This window comes from Mesorhizobium sp. M1328, assembly GCF_040318075.1.
Lineage (GTDB): Bacteria > Pseudomonadota > Alphaproteobacteria > Rhizobiales > Rhizobiaceae > Mesorhizobium.
Genome location: NZ_JAMYLO010000004.1, coordinates 26,965 through 44,757, shown reverse-complemented (window position 1 = coordinate 44,757; position 17,793 = coordinate 26,965). Strand labels below are relative to the sequence as shown.

The 17,793-nt window shown below is 61.7% G+C and carries 14 protein-coding genes; 8 read left to right on the top strand and 6 right to left on the bottom strand.

The features are described 5' to 3' along the window. Positions 1 to 130: 130 nt before the first annotated feature. The 5 genes from NKH23_RS11580 to NKH23_RS11560 all read right to left on the bottom strand — a co-directional run bounded on the left by NKH23_RS11580 (position 131) and on the right by NKH23_RS11560 (position 5,909). Positions 131 to 1,117: an ABC transporter ATP-binding protein gene (locus NKH23_RS11580; RefSeq protein WP_352913746.1), complete on the bottom strand. Its 987-nt coding sequence runs from the start codon at positions 1,115 to 1,117 to the stop codon at positions 131 to 133. After that, complete coding sequence (locus NKH23_RS11575; RefSeq protein ID WP_353034673.1) at positions 1,114 to 2,136, bottom strand: ABC transporter ATP-binding protein; 1,023 nt, start codon at positions 2,134 to 2,136, stop codon at positions 1,114 to 1,116. The genes NKH23_RS11580 and NKH23_RS11575 overlap by 4 nt, the downstream gene beginning before the upstream one ends. Further along, entirely contained in the window at positions 2,126 to 3,100 is a 975-nt protein-coding gene (locus tag NKH23_RS11570) for an ABC transporter permease (RefSeq protein ID WP_352913740.1), read from the bottom strand. The genes NKH23_RS11575 and NKH23_RS11570 overlap by 11 nt, the downstream gene beginning before the upstream one ends. Beyond that, positions 3,100 to 4,128, bottom strand: coding sequence for an ABC transporter permease (locus NKH23_RS11565; RefSeq protein WP_352913737.1), 1,029 nt, complete (start codon positions 4,126 to 4,128; stop codon positions 3,100 to 3,102). Before NKH23_RS11565 ends, NKH23_RS11570 begins: the two co-directional genes overlap by 1 nt. 107 nt (positions 4,129 to 4,235) lie before the next feature. Next, positions 4,236 to 5,909 carry an ABC transporter substrate-binding protein gene (locus NKH23_RS11560; protein WP_352913734.1) on the bottom strand — a complete coding sequence of 558 codons (1,674 nt, stop codon included), beginning with the start codon at positions 5,907 to 5,909 and terminating at the stop codon, positions 4,236 to 4,238. 299 nt (positions 5,910 to 6,208) lie between these two features. Between NKH23_RS11560 and NKH23_RS11555 the strand changes: the two genes are divergently transcribed. From NKH23_RS11555 to NKH23_RS11520, 8 genes are all read left to right on the top strand, one after another. After that, positions 6,209 to 6,934 carry a helix-turn-helix transcriptional regulator gene (locus NKH23_RS11555; protein WP_352913731.1) on the top strand — a complete coding sequence of 242 codons (726 nt, stop codon included), beginning with the start codon at positions 6,209 to 6,211 and terminating at the stop codon, positions 6,932 to 6,934. A gap of 170 nt (positions 6,935 to 7,104) precedes the next feature. Beyond that, on the top strand, positions 7,105 to 8,004 hold the full coding sequence (locus tag NKH23_RS11550; protein ID WP_352913728.1) for a proline iminopeptidase-family hydrolase: 900 nt from the start codon (positions 7,105 to 7,107) through the stop codon (positions 8,002 to 8,004). Between the two features lie 101 nt (positions 8,005 to 8,105). Next, positions 8,106 to 8,366: a hypothetical protein gene (locus NKH23_RS11545; RefSeq protein ID WP_352913726.1), complete on the top strand. Its 261-nt coding sequence runs from the start codon at positions 8,106 to 8,108 to the stop codon at positions 8,364 to 8,366. Positions 8,367 to 9,094: 728 nt separating this feature from the next. Further along, a complete protein-coding gene (locus tag NKH23_RS11540) occupies positions 9,095 to 11,833 on the top strand; it encodes an AMP-binding protein (RefSeq protein WP_502908337.1) in 2,739 nt (912 codons plus the stop codon). Then, the gene (nadE, locus tag NKH23_RS11535) at positions 11,830 to 12,813 is read left to right on the top strand and encodes an NAD(+) synthase (RefSeq protein WP_352913966.1); all 984 of its coding nucleotides are present in this window, start codon (positions 11,830 to 11,832) and stop codon (positions 12,811 to 12,813) included. The genes NKH23_RS11540 and nadE overlap by 4 nt, the downstream gene beginning before the upstream one ends. A 3-nt stretch (positions 12,814 to 12,816) precedes the next feature. Continuing rightward, on the top strand, positions 12,817 to 14,838 hold the full coding sequence (gene asnB / locus NKH23_RS11530) for an asparagine synthase (glutamine-hydrolyzing) (RefSeq protein WP_352718019.1): 2,022 nt from the start codon (positions 12,817 to 12,819) through the stop codon (positions 14,836 to 14,838). Further along, entirely contained in the window at positions 14,838 to 16,391 is a 1,554-nt protein-coding gene (locus tag NKH23_RS11525) for a class I adenylate-forming enzyme family protein (protein ID WP_352718274.1), read from the top strand. The genes asnB and NKH23_RS11525 overlap by 1 nt, the downstream gene beginning before the upstream one ends. A gap of 56 nt (positions 16,392 to 16,447) precedes the next feature. Continuing rightward, a complete protein-coding gene (locus tag NKH23_RS11520; protein ID WP_292653750.1) occupies positions 16,448 to 16,714 on the top strand; it encodes an acyl carrier protein in 267 nt (88 codons plus the stop codon). Between the two features lie 83 nt (positions 16,715 to 16,797). Here NKH23_RS11520 and NKH23_RS11515 read toward each other — a convergent pair whose 3' ends face one another. After that, positions 16,798 to 17,490: a N5-glutamine methyltransferase family protein gene (locus NKH23_RS11515; protein WP_292653749.1), complete on the bottom strand. Its 693-nt coding sequence runs from the start codon at positions 17,488 to 17,490 to the stop codon at positions 16,798 to 16,800. Between the last annotated feature and the right edge of the window lie 303 nt (positions 17,491 to 17,793).

Here is a 17,793-nt window from a genome sequence, read left to right as displayed (position 1 = left end):
CGGCCGCGCACCGCCGAAGCGCAACATAGCGTCGGATCGTGCGGCGTCCAGATCGGCCTCTATTCTCGCCGAAGCAACGATTACGGCTGAACGGTCCTGATCCGATATCGCTGACCGAGAATTCCCATCGTCAACCCTCGGCTGGATGATGGCACGCAACCAGGCGGCCCTCGCCAATGCTTTGGAGAAGCGGACGCTCGCTGCGGCAGATCGGGGTGGCAGCTGGGCAACGGGTGTGGAACCGGCACCCGGAGGGTGGGCTCATCGGGCTGGGCAGGTCACCCTTGAGCACCAGCCGGCCGCGCCGCGCCCGGTCGATGCTGGGTACCGGCACGGCGGAACGCAGCGCTGCGGTGTAATGATGTCTGGGCGCCGCAAAGACCTCGTCGGTCGGCCCGCTCTCCACGATCGATCCCAGATACATGACCGCCACACGGCTCGAGATCTGGCGCACGACAGAAAGGTCGTGAGCGATGAACACATAGGTCAGGTTGAACTCCTCGCGCAAGTCGGCGAGCAGATTGACGATCTGCGCCTGGATCGACACGTCGAGCGCCGAGACCGGCTCGTCGGCCACGATCAGCCGTGGCCGCAGCGCCAGCGCGCGGGCGATGCCGATACGCTGACGCTGGCCGCCGGAGAATTCGTGCGGATAGCGCGATGCGTGCTGGGGCGACAAGTCGACCCGGCGCAGAAGGTCGGCCACGCGGTCCGCCATTTCCGATGTCGAGAGGCGTTCATGGATGCGGAATGGATCGGCCAGCAGATCGCCGACCCGCCGGCGCGGATTGAGCGAAGCGCTGGGATCCTGAAAGACCATCTGCATTTGCCGCCGCAGCGGACGGAGCTGGCCCTGGGATGCGTCGCTGATATCGCGGCCCTCGAATTCCAGCGACCCCGAGCTGATTTCGGTCAGGCGCACCAGACACCGGCCAAGCGTGGACTTGCCGCAACCGGACTCACCGACGATGCCGAGCGTTTCCCCGGGCCAGATGTCGAGCGACACCGTATCGACCGCATGCACCGTCCGGCGCTGCGCCGGAAAGATCGAGCGGCCGACGCTGTAACGTTTCGACAGATCGCCGGCGCGAAGCAGCGGGCGCGGCACGGCATTCATCGTTGCATCTCCACGCCGCCAGCCCTCTGGGCAGCGAGCTGTCTGCGCGTAGGCTCCGGCAACAGGCAGGCGGCGCGATGGCTCTCGCCTTGCATGATCGGCAGTTGAACCAGACAGGCGTCGTGGCGAAAGGCGCAGCGGGGGCTGAAGGCGCAGCCTTTCGGCAGGTCGGAGAGCGACGGCGGAATCCCCGGGATGGCGGCGAGCCGGGCTGGACGTGGTCCCTCCATCGGCGGGATCGAGCCGAACAAGCCCCATGTGTAGGGATGCAGCGGCGCCCGGAACACGCTGCTCTTGCCGCCCTCCTCGACAAAGCGTCCGCCATACATCACCAGCACCCGGTCCGCGACTTCGGCGACGACGCCAAGATCATGCGTGACCAGGATCACGGCGGAGCCGAACTGGTCGCGCAGTCGTCCGATCAGTTCGAGGATCTGCGCCTGCACCGTAACATCGAGGGCTGTAGTCGGTTCATCCGCGACGAGCAGCGCCGGGTTGCAGGAGAGCGCCATGGCAATCACCGCACGCTGGCGCATGCCGCCGGAAAGCTGGTGCGGGTAGCTGTGGACGACCCGATCCGGATATGCGATGCCGACCGCATCCAGCAACTGCACCGCCCTCGCCCGCGCCGCTTTCGCCGACACCTTTTCATGCGCGCGCACCTGCTCGCCGATCTGATTGCCGATCGTATGCACTGGGGTGAGCGCCGACATCGGATCCTGGAAGATCATCGCGATCTGGCGGCCGCGAATGACATCGAGCGCACGCCGCTTGAGCCCGATCAGCTCCTGTCCCATGAAACGGATGGAACCGGAGACGATAGCGTTGGGGCTGTCGATCAGCCCCATAATGGCGAGCAAGGTCTGGCTTTTGCCCGAACCGGACTCGCCAACCACACCGACGATTTCGCGCTGCTCGACGGAGAACGAAACACCTCCCACCGCGCGCACCAGGCCCTCGTCGCTGCGGAAGGAGACGGTGAGGTCCTTGACCACCAAAAGAGGAGCATCAGCCGACATTGCGCGCTCTCGGGTCGACGATGACGAAGACGACGTCGACGACGAAGTTTGCCATCACCACGAAGAAGGCGGCGTAAATCACCGTGGCCAGGATCATCGGCAGATCGAGGGTCTGCAGCGCCTCATAGGTCAGTTTTCCGACGCCCTGCAGTCCGAAGACCACTTCGGTCAGCAGCGCGCCGCCACCGACCAGGGCACCAAAATCGAGGCCGAACATGGTAACAAATGCGACCAGCGAGGTCCTGAGGCCATGATGCAGCAGCACCCGGCGTTCGCCGATCCCCTTGGCCCGGGCGGTGCGGATGAAATCCTCCTGCATCATCTCGATCAGGCTTGCCCGCAGCACCCGGCCATAGAGGCCGACATAAAGGGTTGCCAGCGTGAACCACGGAATGACGAGCGCCTTGAACCAGCCCCAGGGGTTCTCGGTCAGGGGGATGTAGCCGAGCGGAGGAACCCAGGAAAACAGCCAGCTGTCGTGCCAGCGGCTTTGTGTCAGCAGGTTGGCGACCTCGCCCAGCCAGAAGACCGGGATCGACACGCCTATCAAGCTCAGGATCATCAGCGCCCGATCCACGAATGTACCGCGCGTTGCGCCTGCGATCACCCCGACGATCAATCCGCCGAGCACCCACAGCACTGCCGCGCCACCGACCAGCGACAGCGTTACGGGAATGGCGCTTATCACGGTCGGAATGACGCGTTGCCCGCGATTGACGAAGGAGGTGAGATCGCGGCTAACGAAAAGCCGGTTCATCATCAGCCCATATTGCACCGGCAATGGCCGGTCGAGACCGAAATCGTGGCGCACCTGGATCAACGTCTCTTGCGAAGCATTGCGGCCGGCAATGCGCGCCGATGGATCAGCGCCAGGCGTCGCAAAGAAGATCAGGAAAGCGACGACGCTGATGCCGAACATGACTAGCACCATCTGGCCAAGCCGGAAGCCGAGCGCGGCAACCACTAGACGCCCCTCGGCGAGGATTTCGGATCGAGCGCGTCGCGCACGCCATCGCCCAGAATGTTGAAGGCCAGCACCGTGATGACAATGGCTAGCCCCGGCGCCAGTGCCACGACCGGCCGCGAATAGAGCAGGCCCTGGCCGTCCTGGATGATCGTGCCCCAGCTGGCATCCGGCGGCTGCACGCCGATCGACAGGAACGACAGCGAGGATTCCGTCATCATGTTGAGCGCCAGAATCAACGGCACGAAAACGATGATGCGGGTCACCACATTGGGCATGATGTCGCGCAAAAGGATGCGCCAGGGCGACGCGCCTAGGCCGATCGCAGCGGTGACGAATTCGGCATGCATCAAGGTCAGGACATGGCCGCGGATCGGTCGCGCCACATAGGGCACATAGACGATGCCGATGATGAAGACCGGTAGCCACAGGCTGCCGGAGCGGATTTCGAATGGACCGATCTGGATGCTCTGCGCAATCAGCACGATCGACAACGAAATCGCCAACAGGAAAATCGGAAAGGCCCAGAGCACGTCGAGAATGCGCGACAGGCCGATGTCGACGATGCCGCCGAAGAAGCCGGAAACGACCCCCAGAAACGTCGCGAGGACAAGGCACAGCACGGCTGCAGCACCGGAGATCAACAGCGAATCCCGTCCGCCGTAAAACAGCCGCGCCGCGACGTCACGGCCCTGGTTGTCGGCACCGAGCATATAGGGGCCGATGCGCCAGGTCGGCCCGATCGGCGTCATGCCGAGGCCAAGGCCTTCGGTGGAGGGCTGCAGCACCGGCTGGGTCACCCCATCGACAACGATCTCGCCATTGAGATTGGTCACAAATGGATCGGTGCCGGAGACGTATCGCGCATAAAGCGGCGCCGCGAGCGAGGCGATCACGATGACGACGAGCACGGCGAAGGCAGATATTGCCGAACGATCGCCTTTCAGCTTGCGCCAAGCGGTGCGCCACGGGCCATCGGTGGCCCGGCGAACCGGGATGGCGGGCTGGTCCGCAATGACATTGACCATGAACAGGATTGCCTAGGAAAAATCGCGGCCTGGAAGATGCGCTGATCCGCCGGAAAAGGAAATGCGACGGAGAGCCAGCGGCACTCCGTCGCATTGGCTCCGGTCGGCTATTCCACCCAGGACTGGCTGACGATCCAGTAGAATTGCGGGCTGAAGGTGAAGTTCTTCAGCCTGGAAGAGATGACATCGACGCGCTTTGGCGTGAACAGGACAGCGACCGGAGCCTTGTCCGTCACGGCCTTGTCGATGGCGGTCCAGAGTGTCGCGCCCTTGGCCGGATCGGCGATGGTGGCTGCCTCTGCCTCGTCCATCGATGCGTCGATCGACTTGTCGCAGAACCCCGAAATATTGACCGAGGCGTCGGAGCCCGGCGTAAACGAGGCACAGCTGAACAAGACCTGCAGGAAATTCGACGGCGCCGGGTAATCCTGGAACCATTGCGAAATCGAAATCTGCACCTTGTTATTGGTGTTCTGGATGTAGGTGAACTGTATGTTCTGCGAGATCGGCTTGACCGACGTCTTGTAGCCAAGCTGGTTGAGCACGTCCTGCAGGTACACGCCGATCGCCTTGGAGACGGTGGTGTCCTCGGTGATGATCGTCACCTCCTGACCTGCGGTTCCCGATTCAGCGACCAATTGCTTGGCCTTGTCCATATCCGGCGCGGACCACTTCTCACCTGGATTGGCGGTGAACGGGCAATAGGCTGCGAATGACGGGAAGCCCGGCGGCAGGATCTGACAGGCCGGCTGCGCCAGATTGCTGCCGCCGAACAGCTTGACGATCGCGGCGCGGTCGATCGCGAAGTTCACGGCTTGGCGAACGCGTATGTCGTTGAACGGCGCCAGATTGGTGTTCATCGGCGCGTACCACATCGCCGTCAGCGGGTGAACCGTGACCTGCTTGGCATATTTGGTGCCGAGTTCGGCGAGACGGTCGGACGGCGGCGGATCGAACATCCAGTCCGCCTGGCCATTCTCGACCGCCGTCACCGCCGCCTCGTCGGTAAGGCCGAATTCATAGTCGATCTCGTCCGGATATCCGGCCGGCTGCGCTTCCTTGCTCCATTCCTTGAAATGAGGGTTGCGCACAATCTTCATCAGCTTGTTGGGGTCGTAGCTGGCGATCATATAGGGTCCGGTGCCCGGAATCGGATCGGTGCCGGCGTCCTTGAGCGGCGCGCTCGCCGGCAGGATCGACGCGTGTGGAACGGCCAGCTTCTGCAGGAACTCGGCATCCGGCTGGACGAGTTTGAAGGTAATGGTTCCGGCCGCATCGTCAACCGACAGGCCGCCGTCGAGGGTGCATGTCGCGGGCGCCTTCAAGCACGCATCCGCACCAACGATGCCTTTGTAGAAGGTCCCGGCCGTCGGCCCGCTGATCTTGAAGATGCGCTGGAACGAAGCCACCACGTCCTTCGTGGTGACATCCGAGCCATCCGCGAATTTGATGCCCTTGCGCAGCTTGAAGACATAGGTCTTGCCGCCGTTCTCGACCTGCGGGAGGCTTTCCGCCAGATCCGCGACGACCTGGAAGCCCGTCTTGTCCCCGGCCTTCTTGTAGGTCACCAGGCCATCGTAGAGGACATAATTGATCTGGAAATACTGCAGCGTGTAGTTGATGTGCGGATCGGCGGTGCCTGCCGCGGCATTGGCCAGCAGTCGGAGCGTGCCGCCTGGCTTGCCCTCGGCGGCCAAGGCACTGCTTGCCGGCGACATCATCGTCACGCCGAGCAAAGCCAGCCCGGGAATCAACGCTGTAAATGCTTTTTGGAGTCGCATATTTGTTCCCTCATGGAGGCGTGTCGGCTTTTGCCGCGCTGAACCCGGTGGATCGACCATCGCGCGGCTGAAAACAGTCTGGGTTTGCGAACGGCGTCCGCTACTTCGCCCAATCGCAAAAGACTACGGCGAGCGAAGCCGGACGGGATAGCTATTAAGATAGATAGGGTCGGACAGGCTTATCCCGCCTATTTGTTGAGCAGCCGGCCGACATGGCTATTTGACAAGCAATCATCAGCGGGTAAGCTTGCCGGATGCAAAGCCTTCCAGGCGATCTAGAGAGCCGGTTCCGAACTGGAATGAGCATCGACGCTGCCATGGTGGTGGCGACGGAGGTGCTGGAGCCGATCGGTTTCACTGCATTCATCTACGACTATACGCCCGTGCCGGTCAGTCACAAGGGCGAGCTTATCACGCCCTCGCTGATGGCTCTGCGCAACGTGCCGCGCGACATGCAGGATCTCTGGTGCAAGGGCGGATATTATCAGCTTGACCCGGTGCAGGAGGCCGCGCTCACCGTATCGAGACCGTTTCTCTGGTCGCACAGCGGCGTTCAGAGCACCGTCATGCAGCGCGTGCTCCAGTCCAAGCACGATCCTGTGGTCAGCTATTTGCTTGACACCAGGATGACCTGCGGCGTCACCGTACCCATTCGCCTTGCCGGCGGCGATCTCGCCACCTTCACCGCGATCCGTGCCGATCCGGAGGCCGGGTTCGAGCTCGAAGCCAGACCCTTCATCGCCGAGATCGGCGATCTGGGTCATCTGCTGCATGACTCCGTCTACGCCGGTTTCGACGCCGGAATCCGCACCTGCCAACATGTCCATCTGACGTCGCGCGAACGCCAGTGCCTGCGCCTGGCCGCTGCCGGACTGACGGCCAAGCAGGTCGCGCGTGAGATTGGCCGCGCGGTGCCTACCGCAACGCTGCACCTCAACGCGGCGACGCGAAAGCTTGGCGCGCGCAACCGCTTCCATGCCATCGCGCTCGCCGCCCATTACCGGCTGCTCGAACCGGAGCATTGAGGCTCGCGACCTGCGGGCGATCGGCCTCCTCCCGGGCAAACCCATAACCGGCAAACCTATAAATAGTGCTAGCTGTAAATGCGCCGGGCCGCTTAGTACCGTCGGCCGCAAAACAAGGCTTGGGAGGGCCCACAGTGGCTCCTGCTGCGCCATGATGCGGAGCTTGGATTGTGACGGCACATGCGATCACTGAAGGATTTAGCTACTACAACGGTTATCGCACCTGGTACCGCGTGACCGGAGACCTCGGTTCGGGCAAGCTGCCCCTGGTCGTCGCTCATGGTGGACCGGGCTGCACGCACGACTATGTGGACTCATTCAAGGAGCTTGCCGGAACCGGGCGAGCCGTCATCCACTACGATCAGATCGGTAATGGCAAATCGACCCATCTGCCGGACAAGGGCGGCGACTTCTGGACCGTCGATTTCTTCCTGGGCGAACTCGATGCGCTGCTCACCCATCTCGGCATCGACAGCCGCCACGCCCTGCTCGGCCAGTCCTGGGGCGGCATACTCTCGGCCGAGCACGCCGTGCGCCGCCCTGAGGGGCTCAGGGCATTGATCCTGGCCAATTCACTGGCCTCGATGGCGCTGTGGGTGGACGGGGCCCGGCAATTGCGCGCCGAGTTGCCAGCCGATGTTCAGAGTGCGCTCAACCGGCATGAAGCGGCGGGAACCACCGATCACCCCGAATATGTTGCGGCGACGAAGGCTTTCTACGACCGTCATGTCTGTCGCGTCGTTCCAATGCCGCCAGAGGTCGCCCGGACATTTGCTGCAATCGAGGAAGATCCGACCGTCTATCACACCATGAATGGTCCCAATGAGTTCCACGTCATCGGCACGATGCGGAACTGGACCATCGTCGACCGCCTGCATCGGATCGAGGCGCCGACCCTGGTTTTCCGCGGCTTCTACGACGAAGCGACCGAGGCCTGCGTCCAGCCCTTTCTGGATCTTATCCCGTACGTCGAAGGCCTGGTCTTCCCGAATTCCAGCCACATGCCGCATGTCGAGGAAAAGCACGACTGCCTCACCGCCGTCGGGCGCTTCCTGGCCAAATACGATTGACGTTCCAGCAACACGCCCTTCAGCCTGCGGTGGCCGAAGACGAGTGACAGTCCGCTCTCGGCAAGGTCGGCGAGCAACTCCTCGTTGCCGCCGCCGGTGCCATGACGATGCCGTCGATGCGGCGCTCCAGCACCCGGTCGATCTCGCGCGCTTCGCGTGCCGTGTTTCTCGTCGGTGTTGAACAGCAGAATATTATAGCGCTCGGCGCGCTGGTGGGCCGCGTCCTCCACTCCGCATACGAACTCGGCGAAAAAGGGGGTGGTGACGTCCGAAATCGGCGCGGCGATGGTGCCGGTCTGGGCGGCGCGCAGGCTGCGCGCTGTGCCATCCGGCCGATATCTCAGCGCGCTGAGCTGTCTTGAGCTTCTTTTGGTCTCGACGCTCAGGGCGCGCGAACCGTTGACGACAGGGGAGACCAGCGCGGTCGACGCCGAGTGCGAAGGAATTCGGTGCCTGCGGGTATGGAACGTGTGCACCCCAAATTTCGCCAAGCACGTTGCAACCGAAACCATTAGCGGCCGTTAAAGGTCGGGTGGTTTAGCGGGAGGCTTTCATGCAGACGTATCTCGTCGAGCGTATGGACGGCGACGATCTCGGTGGGCGTCGTCAACGCGCCGAGTCCGTTCAGAGCTGCGGCCATGGTGACCGATGGACATATTACCTTCCGAAAATGGGAAAAGGACTGGATCCGTGTGACTGACGAAAATCGGGGACAGATCTATGCATATTGTTTCGTCCCCGGCAGCTATTCCGACACCGAAGCATCGCCGGTATCGCCCGGGAGAAACACAGAATAGGCAATATGCCTGAATGGCGGCAAATTCCGTCTCGATCCCACCTTGGTCTTCGATCCCGCCTTGGCATGTGTGCAACAGGTGTTGCCAACTTGGCACAAACGCCAGTGCTCGCTGCGTCATGCGCACCACAGCACCCAGCGAGCCCGGAATGATTGGCTCGGCCGGCGGTTTGCGAAACAGGCGAAGTGACTAACCAAGCGTCCTTGAGGGAAGATCAGGGCATCATCAGAATGATCGATGAAAAGATTGGGGCGGGGGGCGATAAGTGACCCTAATCTTAGCGTGGGCAACTCATGTCTTCGGCATATTTGGGATCAGAAATCGCGGATCAGGATCTAGCGGTGGATTGTCAGACAGCGACCTCCGATAATTGGTCAAGTGTCTCACAATACGCACTGGATCAGGGTGGTCCCGTACTGCGCCCATTTCAAAGATTGGGCGCCGATTTTACCAACATTGCCGCCTTCGAGCACCTGAGAAGTATCGTCCGCCAGTACCCCGACAAGCTTGCAATCAGCGACGGCGCCAATCGTCTGACCTATTCCCAGCTTCTCCGGTCAGTTGAGACGCTGTCCTACCAGATCGCGGCGGCCGTCCCAGACGGACAGGCGATAGGTATTCTTCAGGCCAACTCGGCCTGGTATCCCATCGCCATGCTCGCAAGCATGACGGCTGGACGGCCTTCGGTGCCACTGAACGCGCGAGATCCTAGCTCGCGGATTCTTGAAATCGTGGCCGGGGCGCGGCTCTCAGCTGTCCTGGGCGAGGGCAATGTCCGACCCGACGGTTTGCCTCACCGGGTCAGTTGGATCGATGTGTCGACCAGTGCGGCCTCGCAGGCTGGGCAAGTGCCTCAGTCTTATTCCGTATCTGTCGATGCGCCCGCCATCGTGCTTTATACGTCAGGAAGCACGGGCCGGCCCAAAGGCATCGTTAACAGCCAGCGCAGCTTGCTGTGCCGGGTCCAGCAATATGTCGATGCATGCCACATCAACTCGGATGATGTTTTCCTGCCATTGACCGGACCCGCCACAATCGCGGGGTGCCGGGAAATTCTTGCAGCCCTTCTCACCGGCGCCACCTTGCATCTGGTCGAAGTCGAAGCGATCGGCTTGCGCGCCGTTCAACGCCTGGTGCGTTCCGAAGGCGTGACAATCACCTATCTGGTGCCGGCGCTGCTTCGCGCTCTCATGGCAGACGGACCTGCTGAAGCGTTCCATTCACTTAGAGTCGCCCGGATCGGTGGCGAGAAGGTGCCCTGGACCGACATCGCCCTGCTGCGCAAGGCCGTCTCCGATACGTGCCTCATCCAGATCGGTTACTCGTCAACCGAGACCACCGGCGCGCAATGGTTCCTGCCGCGAGACTGGCCGGAGCATGGAGATTCGGTTCCAGTTGGCTGGCTGCTGCCTGGAATCACCTTCGCAATTGTCGACGAAACGGGCCGCTGCGTTCAACCGGGCCGCAGAGGAGAGCTTCTGATCAGGAGCCCGTATGTCTTGCTTGGCCATTGGGAGGACGGGGCGGTTTTCCCGGCGACATCAGACCCGGACGATCCAGGCCTTCGGATTTTCGCGACAGGTGACCTCGTTCGACTTGATAATCAAGGCCTACTGCACATCGTCGGTCGCAAGGGGCGCCAGGTAAAGATCAATGGTCGACGCGTCGAGCCAGCCGAACTCGAACGGGTGCTGCGTTGCGCACCCTCTGTTGCGGATGCTGTGGCAATCGTGGCTGCGGCGAATGAGCTTGTCGCCTTTGTTGTTCCTCGGGGCTCGGCCGAAGTGACCTTTTCGGACGAGCTTCGCCAGCTTGTCAGGACCAATCTGCCGCCGCCGCTGCGTCCCTTGCGGTTGCACACGATCGCCGAGATTCCGCGTCTGCCGAGCGGCAAAGTCGACATCACGACACTTGCAGAGATGGATCTTTCAGCCAGAGAGACAGCAGCGAGCGCGCGACCGCTCGAGCCGCGGGGCAAGCTGACGGCGCAGCAGGTCGTCCAGCGGGCATGGACCAGCATTCTCAATACGCGCGTGGCGGCAGGGCGCTGGGATGACGCCGGAGGAGATTCGCTGAAGCTGCTGCACTGCGTCATGGAAATCGAAAGCGCCATCGGGCAGGAACTCGGTCTTGAGGCCTTCACCGTCGGGATGAGCCTGGACGAAATGGTCAAGGCGGTCGTATCTGCCCAGGCAGGCGATCAAAGCGCGCGCGCCGAGAAGCACAACCCTCCCATTCTTTTTCTGTTCCCGGGATCCGTCGGCTATGGCCCGAGCCTTGCTGCCTTTGCAGCAGCGATGGGCAAGGTCACCCGCGTTGCCCCGATCAGGTATCCGGCTCTGGCTCTAATACTGCGCGGACAAAACAGCCTCGCCGACATGGCCGATGCCGCCGTCGAGCAGATCCGCCGCGCTCAACCGTCGGGTCATGTACGACTTCTCGGCCATTCGCTCGGTGGCGCTGTCGCTTTCGAAGTTGCGGCGCGGCTGCTGGCCGCCGGGCGAACCGTAAAGTTCCTCGGCATCCTCGACACCAGCCTCGTCGGCGAGCGAAGCGCCTACTTGGAGACGTTTACGCGCACATTCAATCGAATCCGGACCAACCGCGTATCTGCTTACCGGATGGCTTGCCGCGCCCTCGCGAAAGTCGCCGTGAAAATGCGGCGAGAGGCGCAACTGGTCCAGCTTCTCGATCGCTACGCTCAGGGACAGTTCAATGCGACGAGCTTTAGAACCAAACTGGAACTGCAGGAGGTTTTGCGGGCACGGGCCTTCTTCCAATGGCTGACAGAGCCGAAGCCGGCGCTGCCGATCACCGGCACCCTGTTTCGCTGTGCTCGACCCGGAATGACTCTGGCCATCGGCTGGGATCGCGTTTTCGCCCATCTGGACGTGATTCCGATCGTCGGCACCCACATCGATCTGGTCATAGAGCCTCACCTCGCCACCAACCGTCCCCTTATCGAGAAAGCGGTGGCGCAGACCTATTCGCCAACCGAGTCTCGCAAACTGGAGTACAAGTCATCGACCTGACCTCAACATTCGGCAAGGACGCGCTGGTGCTCGACGCTGGCGCTGAAGTCGATCGCATCGTCCAGATCTTGCGCCAGCAGGTCTTTGGCACGCTGCGACGTCGAGGGGTGGTTGTCGGCCTCTCAGGCGGCATCGACAGCTCAGTCGTCGCGGCGTTGTGTGTTCGCACCTTTGGGAAAGACAAGGTCCTCGGGATATTCATGCCGGAGCGCCATTCCTCCGGCGACTCGCTAAGGCTCGGCCGCACTGTTGCCGCACAGCTTGGTATCGATACGATCCTGGAGGATATAACGCCGGCCCTTGAAGCAATCGGCGCCTATAGACGGCAGATCGAAGCAATCCAGACTGTCGTTCCCGAATATGGGGACGGCTGGAAATGCAAGCTGGTGCTCGCCTCGGTTCTCGAGAGCAACGGTCTCAACATCACGCGCCTCACGGTTCAGGACCCTGAAGGCAAGACCGACACGGTGCGTCTGCCGTCGGCCGCCTACCTGCAGATCGTCGGTGCAACCAATTACAAGCAGCGCCTGCGCAAGATGACCGAATACTACCATGCCGACCGCCTCAACTACGCGGTAGCGGGCACGCCGAACCGCCTGGAGTACGACCAGGGCTTCTTCGTCAAGCAGGGCGACGGAATTGCCGACCTGATGCCAATCGTTCACCTCTACAAGACCCAGGTCTACCAGTTGGCCGAATATCTTGGGGTGGAGGAAGAGGTCCGGCGCAGACCGCCCACCACGGACACCTTCTCGCTGGCGCAGAGTCAGGAGGAGTTCTACTTCGCGCTTCCTTATTATCTGATGGATCTGTGCCTCTACGGCTTGAACCACGGGATTGCCAACGAAGACGTCGCTGAGGCCACCGGCCTCACCGTGGTGCAGGTTCAGAAGGTTTTCAAGGATATCGACAGCAAGCGGCGCGCCGCACGTTATCTTCACGCGCGGCCGTTGGTGTCCTCTTCAATGGGCGAGGGCTAGGCGATGTGCGGCATCGCCGGAATTGTGTCGCTGAGCACCGCCGCGGCGCCCCCGTCCCGGGATGCGCTGATGCGCATGGTGGGCGCGCTGGCGCATCGCGGCCCGGACGAGCGCGGCCTTTACCGGGACAGACGTGCCGGATTGGCGCATGCCCGCCTGTCCGTCATCGATCTCGCGAGCGGCCAGCAGCCACTCGCCGGCGCGGGCGACACAATGTGGATCGTCTTCAACGGCGAAATCTTCAATTACGTCGAGCTGCGACAAGACTTGGTCGCGCTCGGCTATCGCTTCCGCACACGCAGCGACACCGAGGTCATCGTCCATGCCTATCATGCCTGGGGCGAGGCCGCCTTCGAACGAATGAATGGGCAGTGGGCAGTCGCCATCTGGGACTCCGTGGCGGGTCGTCTCGTCTTGTCGCGGGATCGGTTCGGCATCTGCCCGCTGCACTTTTGCGAGCATGGCGGGCGGCTTTACTTCGCCAGCGAGGTGAAGGCCATTTTCGCGGCCGATGCGGACATACCCCGCGCCTTCGATCCAGCCGGCATCGATCAGACTTTTACACTTTGGACTGTCGCGCCGCCACAAGGCGTGTTTGGAGGAGTAAGCGAACTCACGCCGGGGCATGTCCGCATTTATGACAGCGGCGTCGTTCGCGAGCGGGCTTTTTGGAAGCCTGGCTATCCAGAGGTTGGCGCACCCGGCGATGATGAATTCAGCGGCTCGCTTGATGACGCGGTGGAGGAAGTGCGCAGCGCCCTGGAGGCCGCGACGGCGCTCAGGATAGTACGCGCCGACGTGCCGGTCGGCTGCTATTTGTCCGGCGGGCTCGACAGCTCACTGGTCACCACGCTGGGGAGACGCTTCGCGGGCGAGCGCTTCCAGACCTTCTCGCTGCGTTTTGCCGACGCCGAGTATGATGAGACGCATTTCCAGCGCCTGGTTGCCGGCGTGGCCGGCAGTGACCACCATGAGGTGGTTGTTTCGCGCAGCGATATCGCTGGCATCTTCCCTGAGGTGATCTACCACACCGAGCGGCCAATCCTTAGGACCGCGCCGGCGCCACTGTTCCTGCTCTCGAGACTGGTGCGCGAGCATGGCATCAAGGTCGTGCTGACCGGCGAAGGGGCCGACGAAATGTTCGCGGGCTACGATTTGTTCCGCGAGGGCAAGGTCCGCCGCTTCTGGGGACGCCAGCCCGCCTCGACGCGACGCTCCCGTTTGCTGGAGCGCCTCTATCCCTATCTCAGCCGCTCGCCGGTGCAGCAGCAGGCGATGGCACGCCAGTTCTTCGGGCGCGACATCCACGCCTGTGACGCGCCTGGTTTTGCGCATGGCACGCGCTGGCGTACCACAAGCGCCATCAAGCGGCTGTTTTCGGCAGACATGCGCTCCCAAACGGAGCGCCGCAACGCCGTGTCCGAGCTGCTTGCCCGCCTGCCACCGGAGTTTTCGCGATGGGGCTCTCTTGCGCAGGACCAGTATATCGAGATCCAGACGCTGATGTCGGGATACCTGCTTTCCTCACAAGGGGACAGGATGCTGATGGCTCATTCCGTCGAGGGGCGCTTCCCGTTCCTCGATCATGAACTCGTGAGGCTCGCGAATTCGCTTCCGGCCGCCTACAAGCTGCGCGTGCTCGATGAAAAGCATGTGCTGAAGCGCGTGGCGCAACCGATCGTGCCGTCGGAAATCGTCACCCGCAAGAAGCAGCCTTACCGGGCCCCCAACGCGCTTTGCTTCGTCGCAGATGGCGCTCCGGCCTATATTCGCGAGGCACTTTCGGAGCCGGCGCTGCGCGAAGCGAACGTCTTCGATCCTAAGTCGGTTACCCGGCTCCTGAGCAAGTGCCAGGCCAGCGCCGGCGGCGGCGACCTGTCCAACTCCGACAATATGGCGCTGGTCGGGGTGCTATCGACGCAGCTTCTCCATCAGCAATTTATCGCGAGCCGTCCAAGTGGGGCTCGCACGCTCAAGCTCAGCATCGATATCGACCGCGTGCATCGCGAAGAGGTGCTCGCGTGATGCATGGCGCCGTACCGCTCCTGCACGACTATCTCACCCACTCTGCCAGCCGGCTCGGCGGCAAGGTGGCCCTGGTGTGCGGCAACCAACGTGTCACCTATGGCGATCTCGATATGCGCTCGAACGCCATAGCGCATAATTTGACCGAGGCTGGAATCACACGTGGCGATCGGGTGGTGATTTTCGCCGACAACACTGTCGAGGCTGTCGTTGCGTTCTGGGCGGTGCTCAAGGCCAACGCCGTGGTGTGCATCGTCAATCCGCTCACCAAAAGCGACAAGCTTGATTATCTGCTCAACGATTGCCGCCCGACGGCATTGATCACCGACAAACACCTGCACTCGATTTTCAGGGAGCCGGCGCGGAATTGCCCATCGTTGCGCCGCATGATCGTCTCCGGACCGATCGAACGCAACGACCTGCAAGAACTGCCGCATGCTGTGCGCTGGGATACTGCGGTCGCGCCAGCCCGCAGCACGCCGCCCGCGCGCCGCTGCATCGATATCGATCTCGCTGCGATCATTTATACGTCCGGCTCGACGGGCGAACCCAAGGGCGTGATGCTGACGCACCGAAACATGATTGCCGCGTGCGCCTCGATTTCCTCATACCTGGCGCTTGCCGAAGACGAGGTGATCCTCAATGTCCTGCCGCTCGCCTTCGACTACGGTCTTTACCAGATGATCATGGCATTCGGCGCCGGCGCCCGGCTGGTGCTTGAACGCTCGTTCGCCTTCCCGGCGCAGATCCTTGGGCTGATCAAGCAAGAGAGGGTGACGGGTTTTCCCGGCGTACCGACCATCTTTGCCACACTCGGGGAGCTCAAGTCTCTCAGGGATCAGGATTTTTCGAGCATTCGCTACGTCACCAACACTGCGGCCGCCCTGCCGCTCAAGCACATTCTCCTGCTTCAGGAGCTGTTTTCTGGCGCCCGTATCTATTCGATGTACGGCCTTACCGAATGCAAGCGCTGCACTTACCTGCCACCGGACGATCTGGAGCGAAAGCCGTTGAGCGTCGGGATCGCCATCCCCAACACGGAAATGTGGATTGTCGACGAGCATGACAGGCGGGTCGGCCCCGGCGTCGTTGGTCAGCTCGTCATCCGCGGAGCGACGGTGATGAAGGGCTATTGGGGCAAGCCGGAGGCGACAGCCAGGAAGCTCAAGCCCGGCCCGCTGCCGGGTGAGCAGGTCCTGTACACGGGCGACTACTGCCGGATGGACGCCGAGGGCTACCTCTACTTTGTCGGTCGCGGCGACGAGATCATAAAATCGCGCGGAGAGAAGATAGCGCCGAAGGAGGTGGAAAACGTGCTGATGAACATTGCGGGCGTGCGGGAAGCCGCGGTCATCGGCGTTCCGGACGAGCTGCTCGGGCAAGCAGTGAAGGCGTTTGTCGTGATGGAGCAGGGAAGCATGATCGGTGAAAAGCAGTTGCAGAAAGAGTGCCAGAGACGGCTGGAAAACTTCATGGTTCCGAAGTCCATCGTCATCGTACCCAGTCTGCCGATGACCGACACGGGCAAACTCAAAAAAACGGCCCTGTCATGAGTCGGTACCAGGGCGAAGTTGATCAGCATTCATCTTTTGTACCGGAGGCGAAATCAATGTTATCTACCAAGGATAGAACCGATACCTGCAGCGAACAAATTCGCGCTTTCCTGGCCTCGAATTTCTATATAGCCGATCCGGAGAGCCTGGAGAGCGACACCTCGCTTCTCGACCAGGGCATCGTGGACTCGACGGGGGTGCTCGAGGTTATCGGCTTCATCGAGGAGACCTTCGGCATCACGGTCGAAGACAGCGAGTTGCTGCCCGAGAACCTCGATTCCATCCAGGGAATTGCGCAATACGTCATGCGCAAGAGAAACTGATTCCCGAAACCTTGCAGCTCTGTTTCAAGTCCCCGGCCGTTAAGCCGCGACAGCGTGTCTGAAGCCTGCCGCGACTGCAGTGCTTATGCCTGCGCTTTTGTGTGTCCCACAACCACCCTGCCCTCGCCCGCTGGATTGGTAACTGCCCGGATACTCTCATAAGCCTTGGAACGCTCGAGCAAACTCATGACCTGTCGGTCCTGGCCAAGCCCGACCTCGAAAAGCAGGATGCCTCCGCGCCGCAAATATCGCGGCGCCTCCTTGAGCACCCGCATATGGATGCTCAGGCCGTAGGGGCCGGCTGCGAACGCTTCACGCGGCTCGAGTTCGACCAGATGCGAACGGTCGCCCTCGAGCCGTTTTTCGGAAATGTAGGGCGGGTTGCAAACGATCACGTCGATCGTGCCGTCAAGCTCCAGGCCGGAGAAGGCGCTGAATAAGTCGCCCTGAAGCACCGTTACCCGCTCCTCCATATCAAGATGGATGACGTTGCGGCGCGCGACCTCCACGCATCCGTCGGTAAGATCGCTTGCCCACACGCGCGCGGTGGGAGCGTGGTGTGCGATGGCGCACGCCAGATTACCCGCGCCACAGCACATGTCGACAACGCGAGGTACCGGCAAGTTCAGTTGGCTCAGAACATCGAGAGCGGCCTTGCCGAGCAGTTCCGTTTCCGGCCGAGGAACAAGCGCACCGGGCGAGACCAGCAATTGCAATCCCATGAAGGTGCTGCGGCCCCTGCCATAGGCATCGGCGACATTGATCTCTTCGCTCACGACACTCGCCTTCCCGTTTTAGCCGGCGTTGGTGGCCGACAATGGCGTACCGATGAAGTGTATCTCAAAATCGTTTAACTCTCGATCGACAAAATCAAAACCCATCGCTCCCCAGACGCTTTGAAGCCTTGATGCTACGAAGATGACCATAAGCTTCTGCGCCGTGTCATGATTAGGAATATCTCCTTACTCGACCCGGTTATCCCCAGCCTGGCGAGCCAGTTGCCGAATTCTCAGCCTGGCGTCACGATTTTGCTACATTTTAATCAAAGAAGGCACGTATGTAAGCAATTCGTAATGTTC

What these genes read in the sequence shown, in the direction of transcription:
- NKH23_RS11525 (WP_352718274.1), top strand. Translation starts at nt 14,838, where the DNA reads ATGCATGGCGCCGTACCGCTCCTGCACGACTATCTCACCCACTCTGCC.
- NKH23_RS11555 (WP_352913731.1), top strand. Translation starts at nt 6,209, where the DNA reads ATGAGCATCGACGCTGCCATGGTGGTGGCGACGGAGGTGCTGGAGCCG.
- NKH23_RS11540 (WP_502908337.1), top strand. Translation starts at nt 9,095, where the DNA reads ATGTCTTCGGCATATTTGGGATCAGAAATCGCGGATCAGGATCTAGCG.
- NKH23_RS11520 (WP_292653750.1), top strand. Translation starts at nt 16,448, where the DNA reads ATGTTATCTACCAAGGATAGAACCGATACCTGCAGCGAACAAATTCGC.
- NKH23_RS11575 (WP_353034673.1), bottom strand. Translation starts at nt 2,136, where the DNA reads ATGTCGGCTGATGCTCCTCTTTTGGTGGTCAAGGACCTCACCGTCTCC.
- NKH23_RS11580 (WP_352913746.1), bottom strand. Translation starts at nt 1,117, where the DNA reads ATGAATGCCGTGCCGCGCCCGCTGCTTCGCGCCGGCGATCTGTCGAAA.
- asnB (WP_352718019.1), top strand. Translation starts at nt 12,817, where the DNA reads ATGTGCGGCATCGCCGGAATTGTGTCGCTGAGCACCGCCGCGGCGCCC.
- NKH23_RS11565 (WP_352913737.1), bottom strand. Translation starts at nt 4,128, where the DNA reads ATGGTCAATGTCATTGCGGACCAGCCCGCCATCCCGGTTCGCCGGGCC.
- NKH23_RS11560 (WP_352913734.1), bottom strand. Translation starts at nt 5,909, where the DNA reads ATGCGACTCCAAAAAGCATTTACAGCGTTGATTCCCGGGCTGGCTTTG.
- NKH23_RS11545 (WP_352913726.1), top strand. Translation starts at nt 8,106, where the DNA reads ATGACGATGCCGTCGATGCGGCGCTCCAGCACCCGGTCGATCTCGCGC.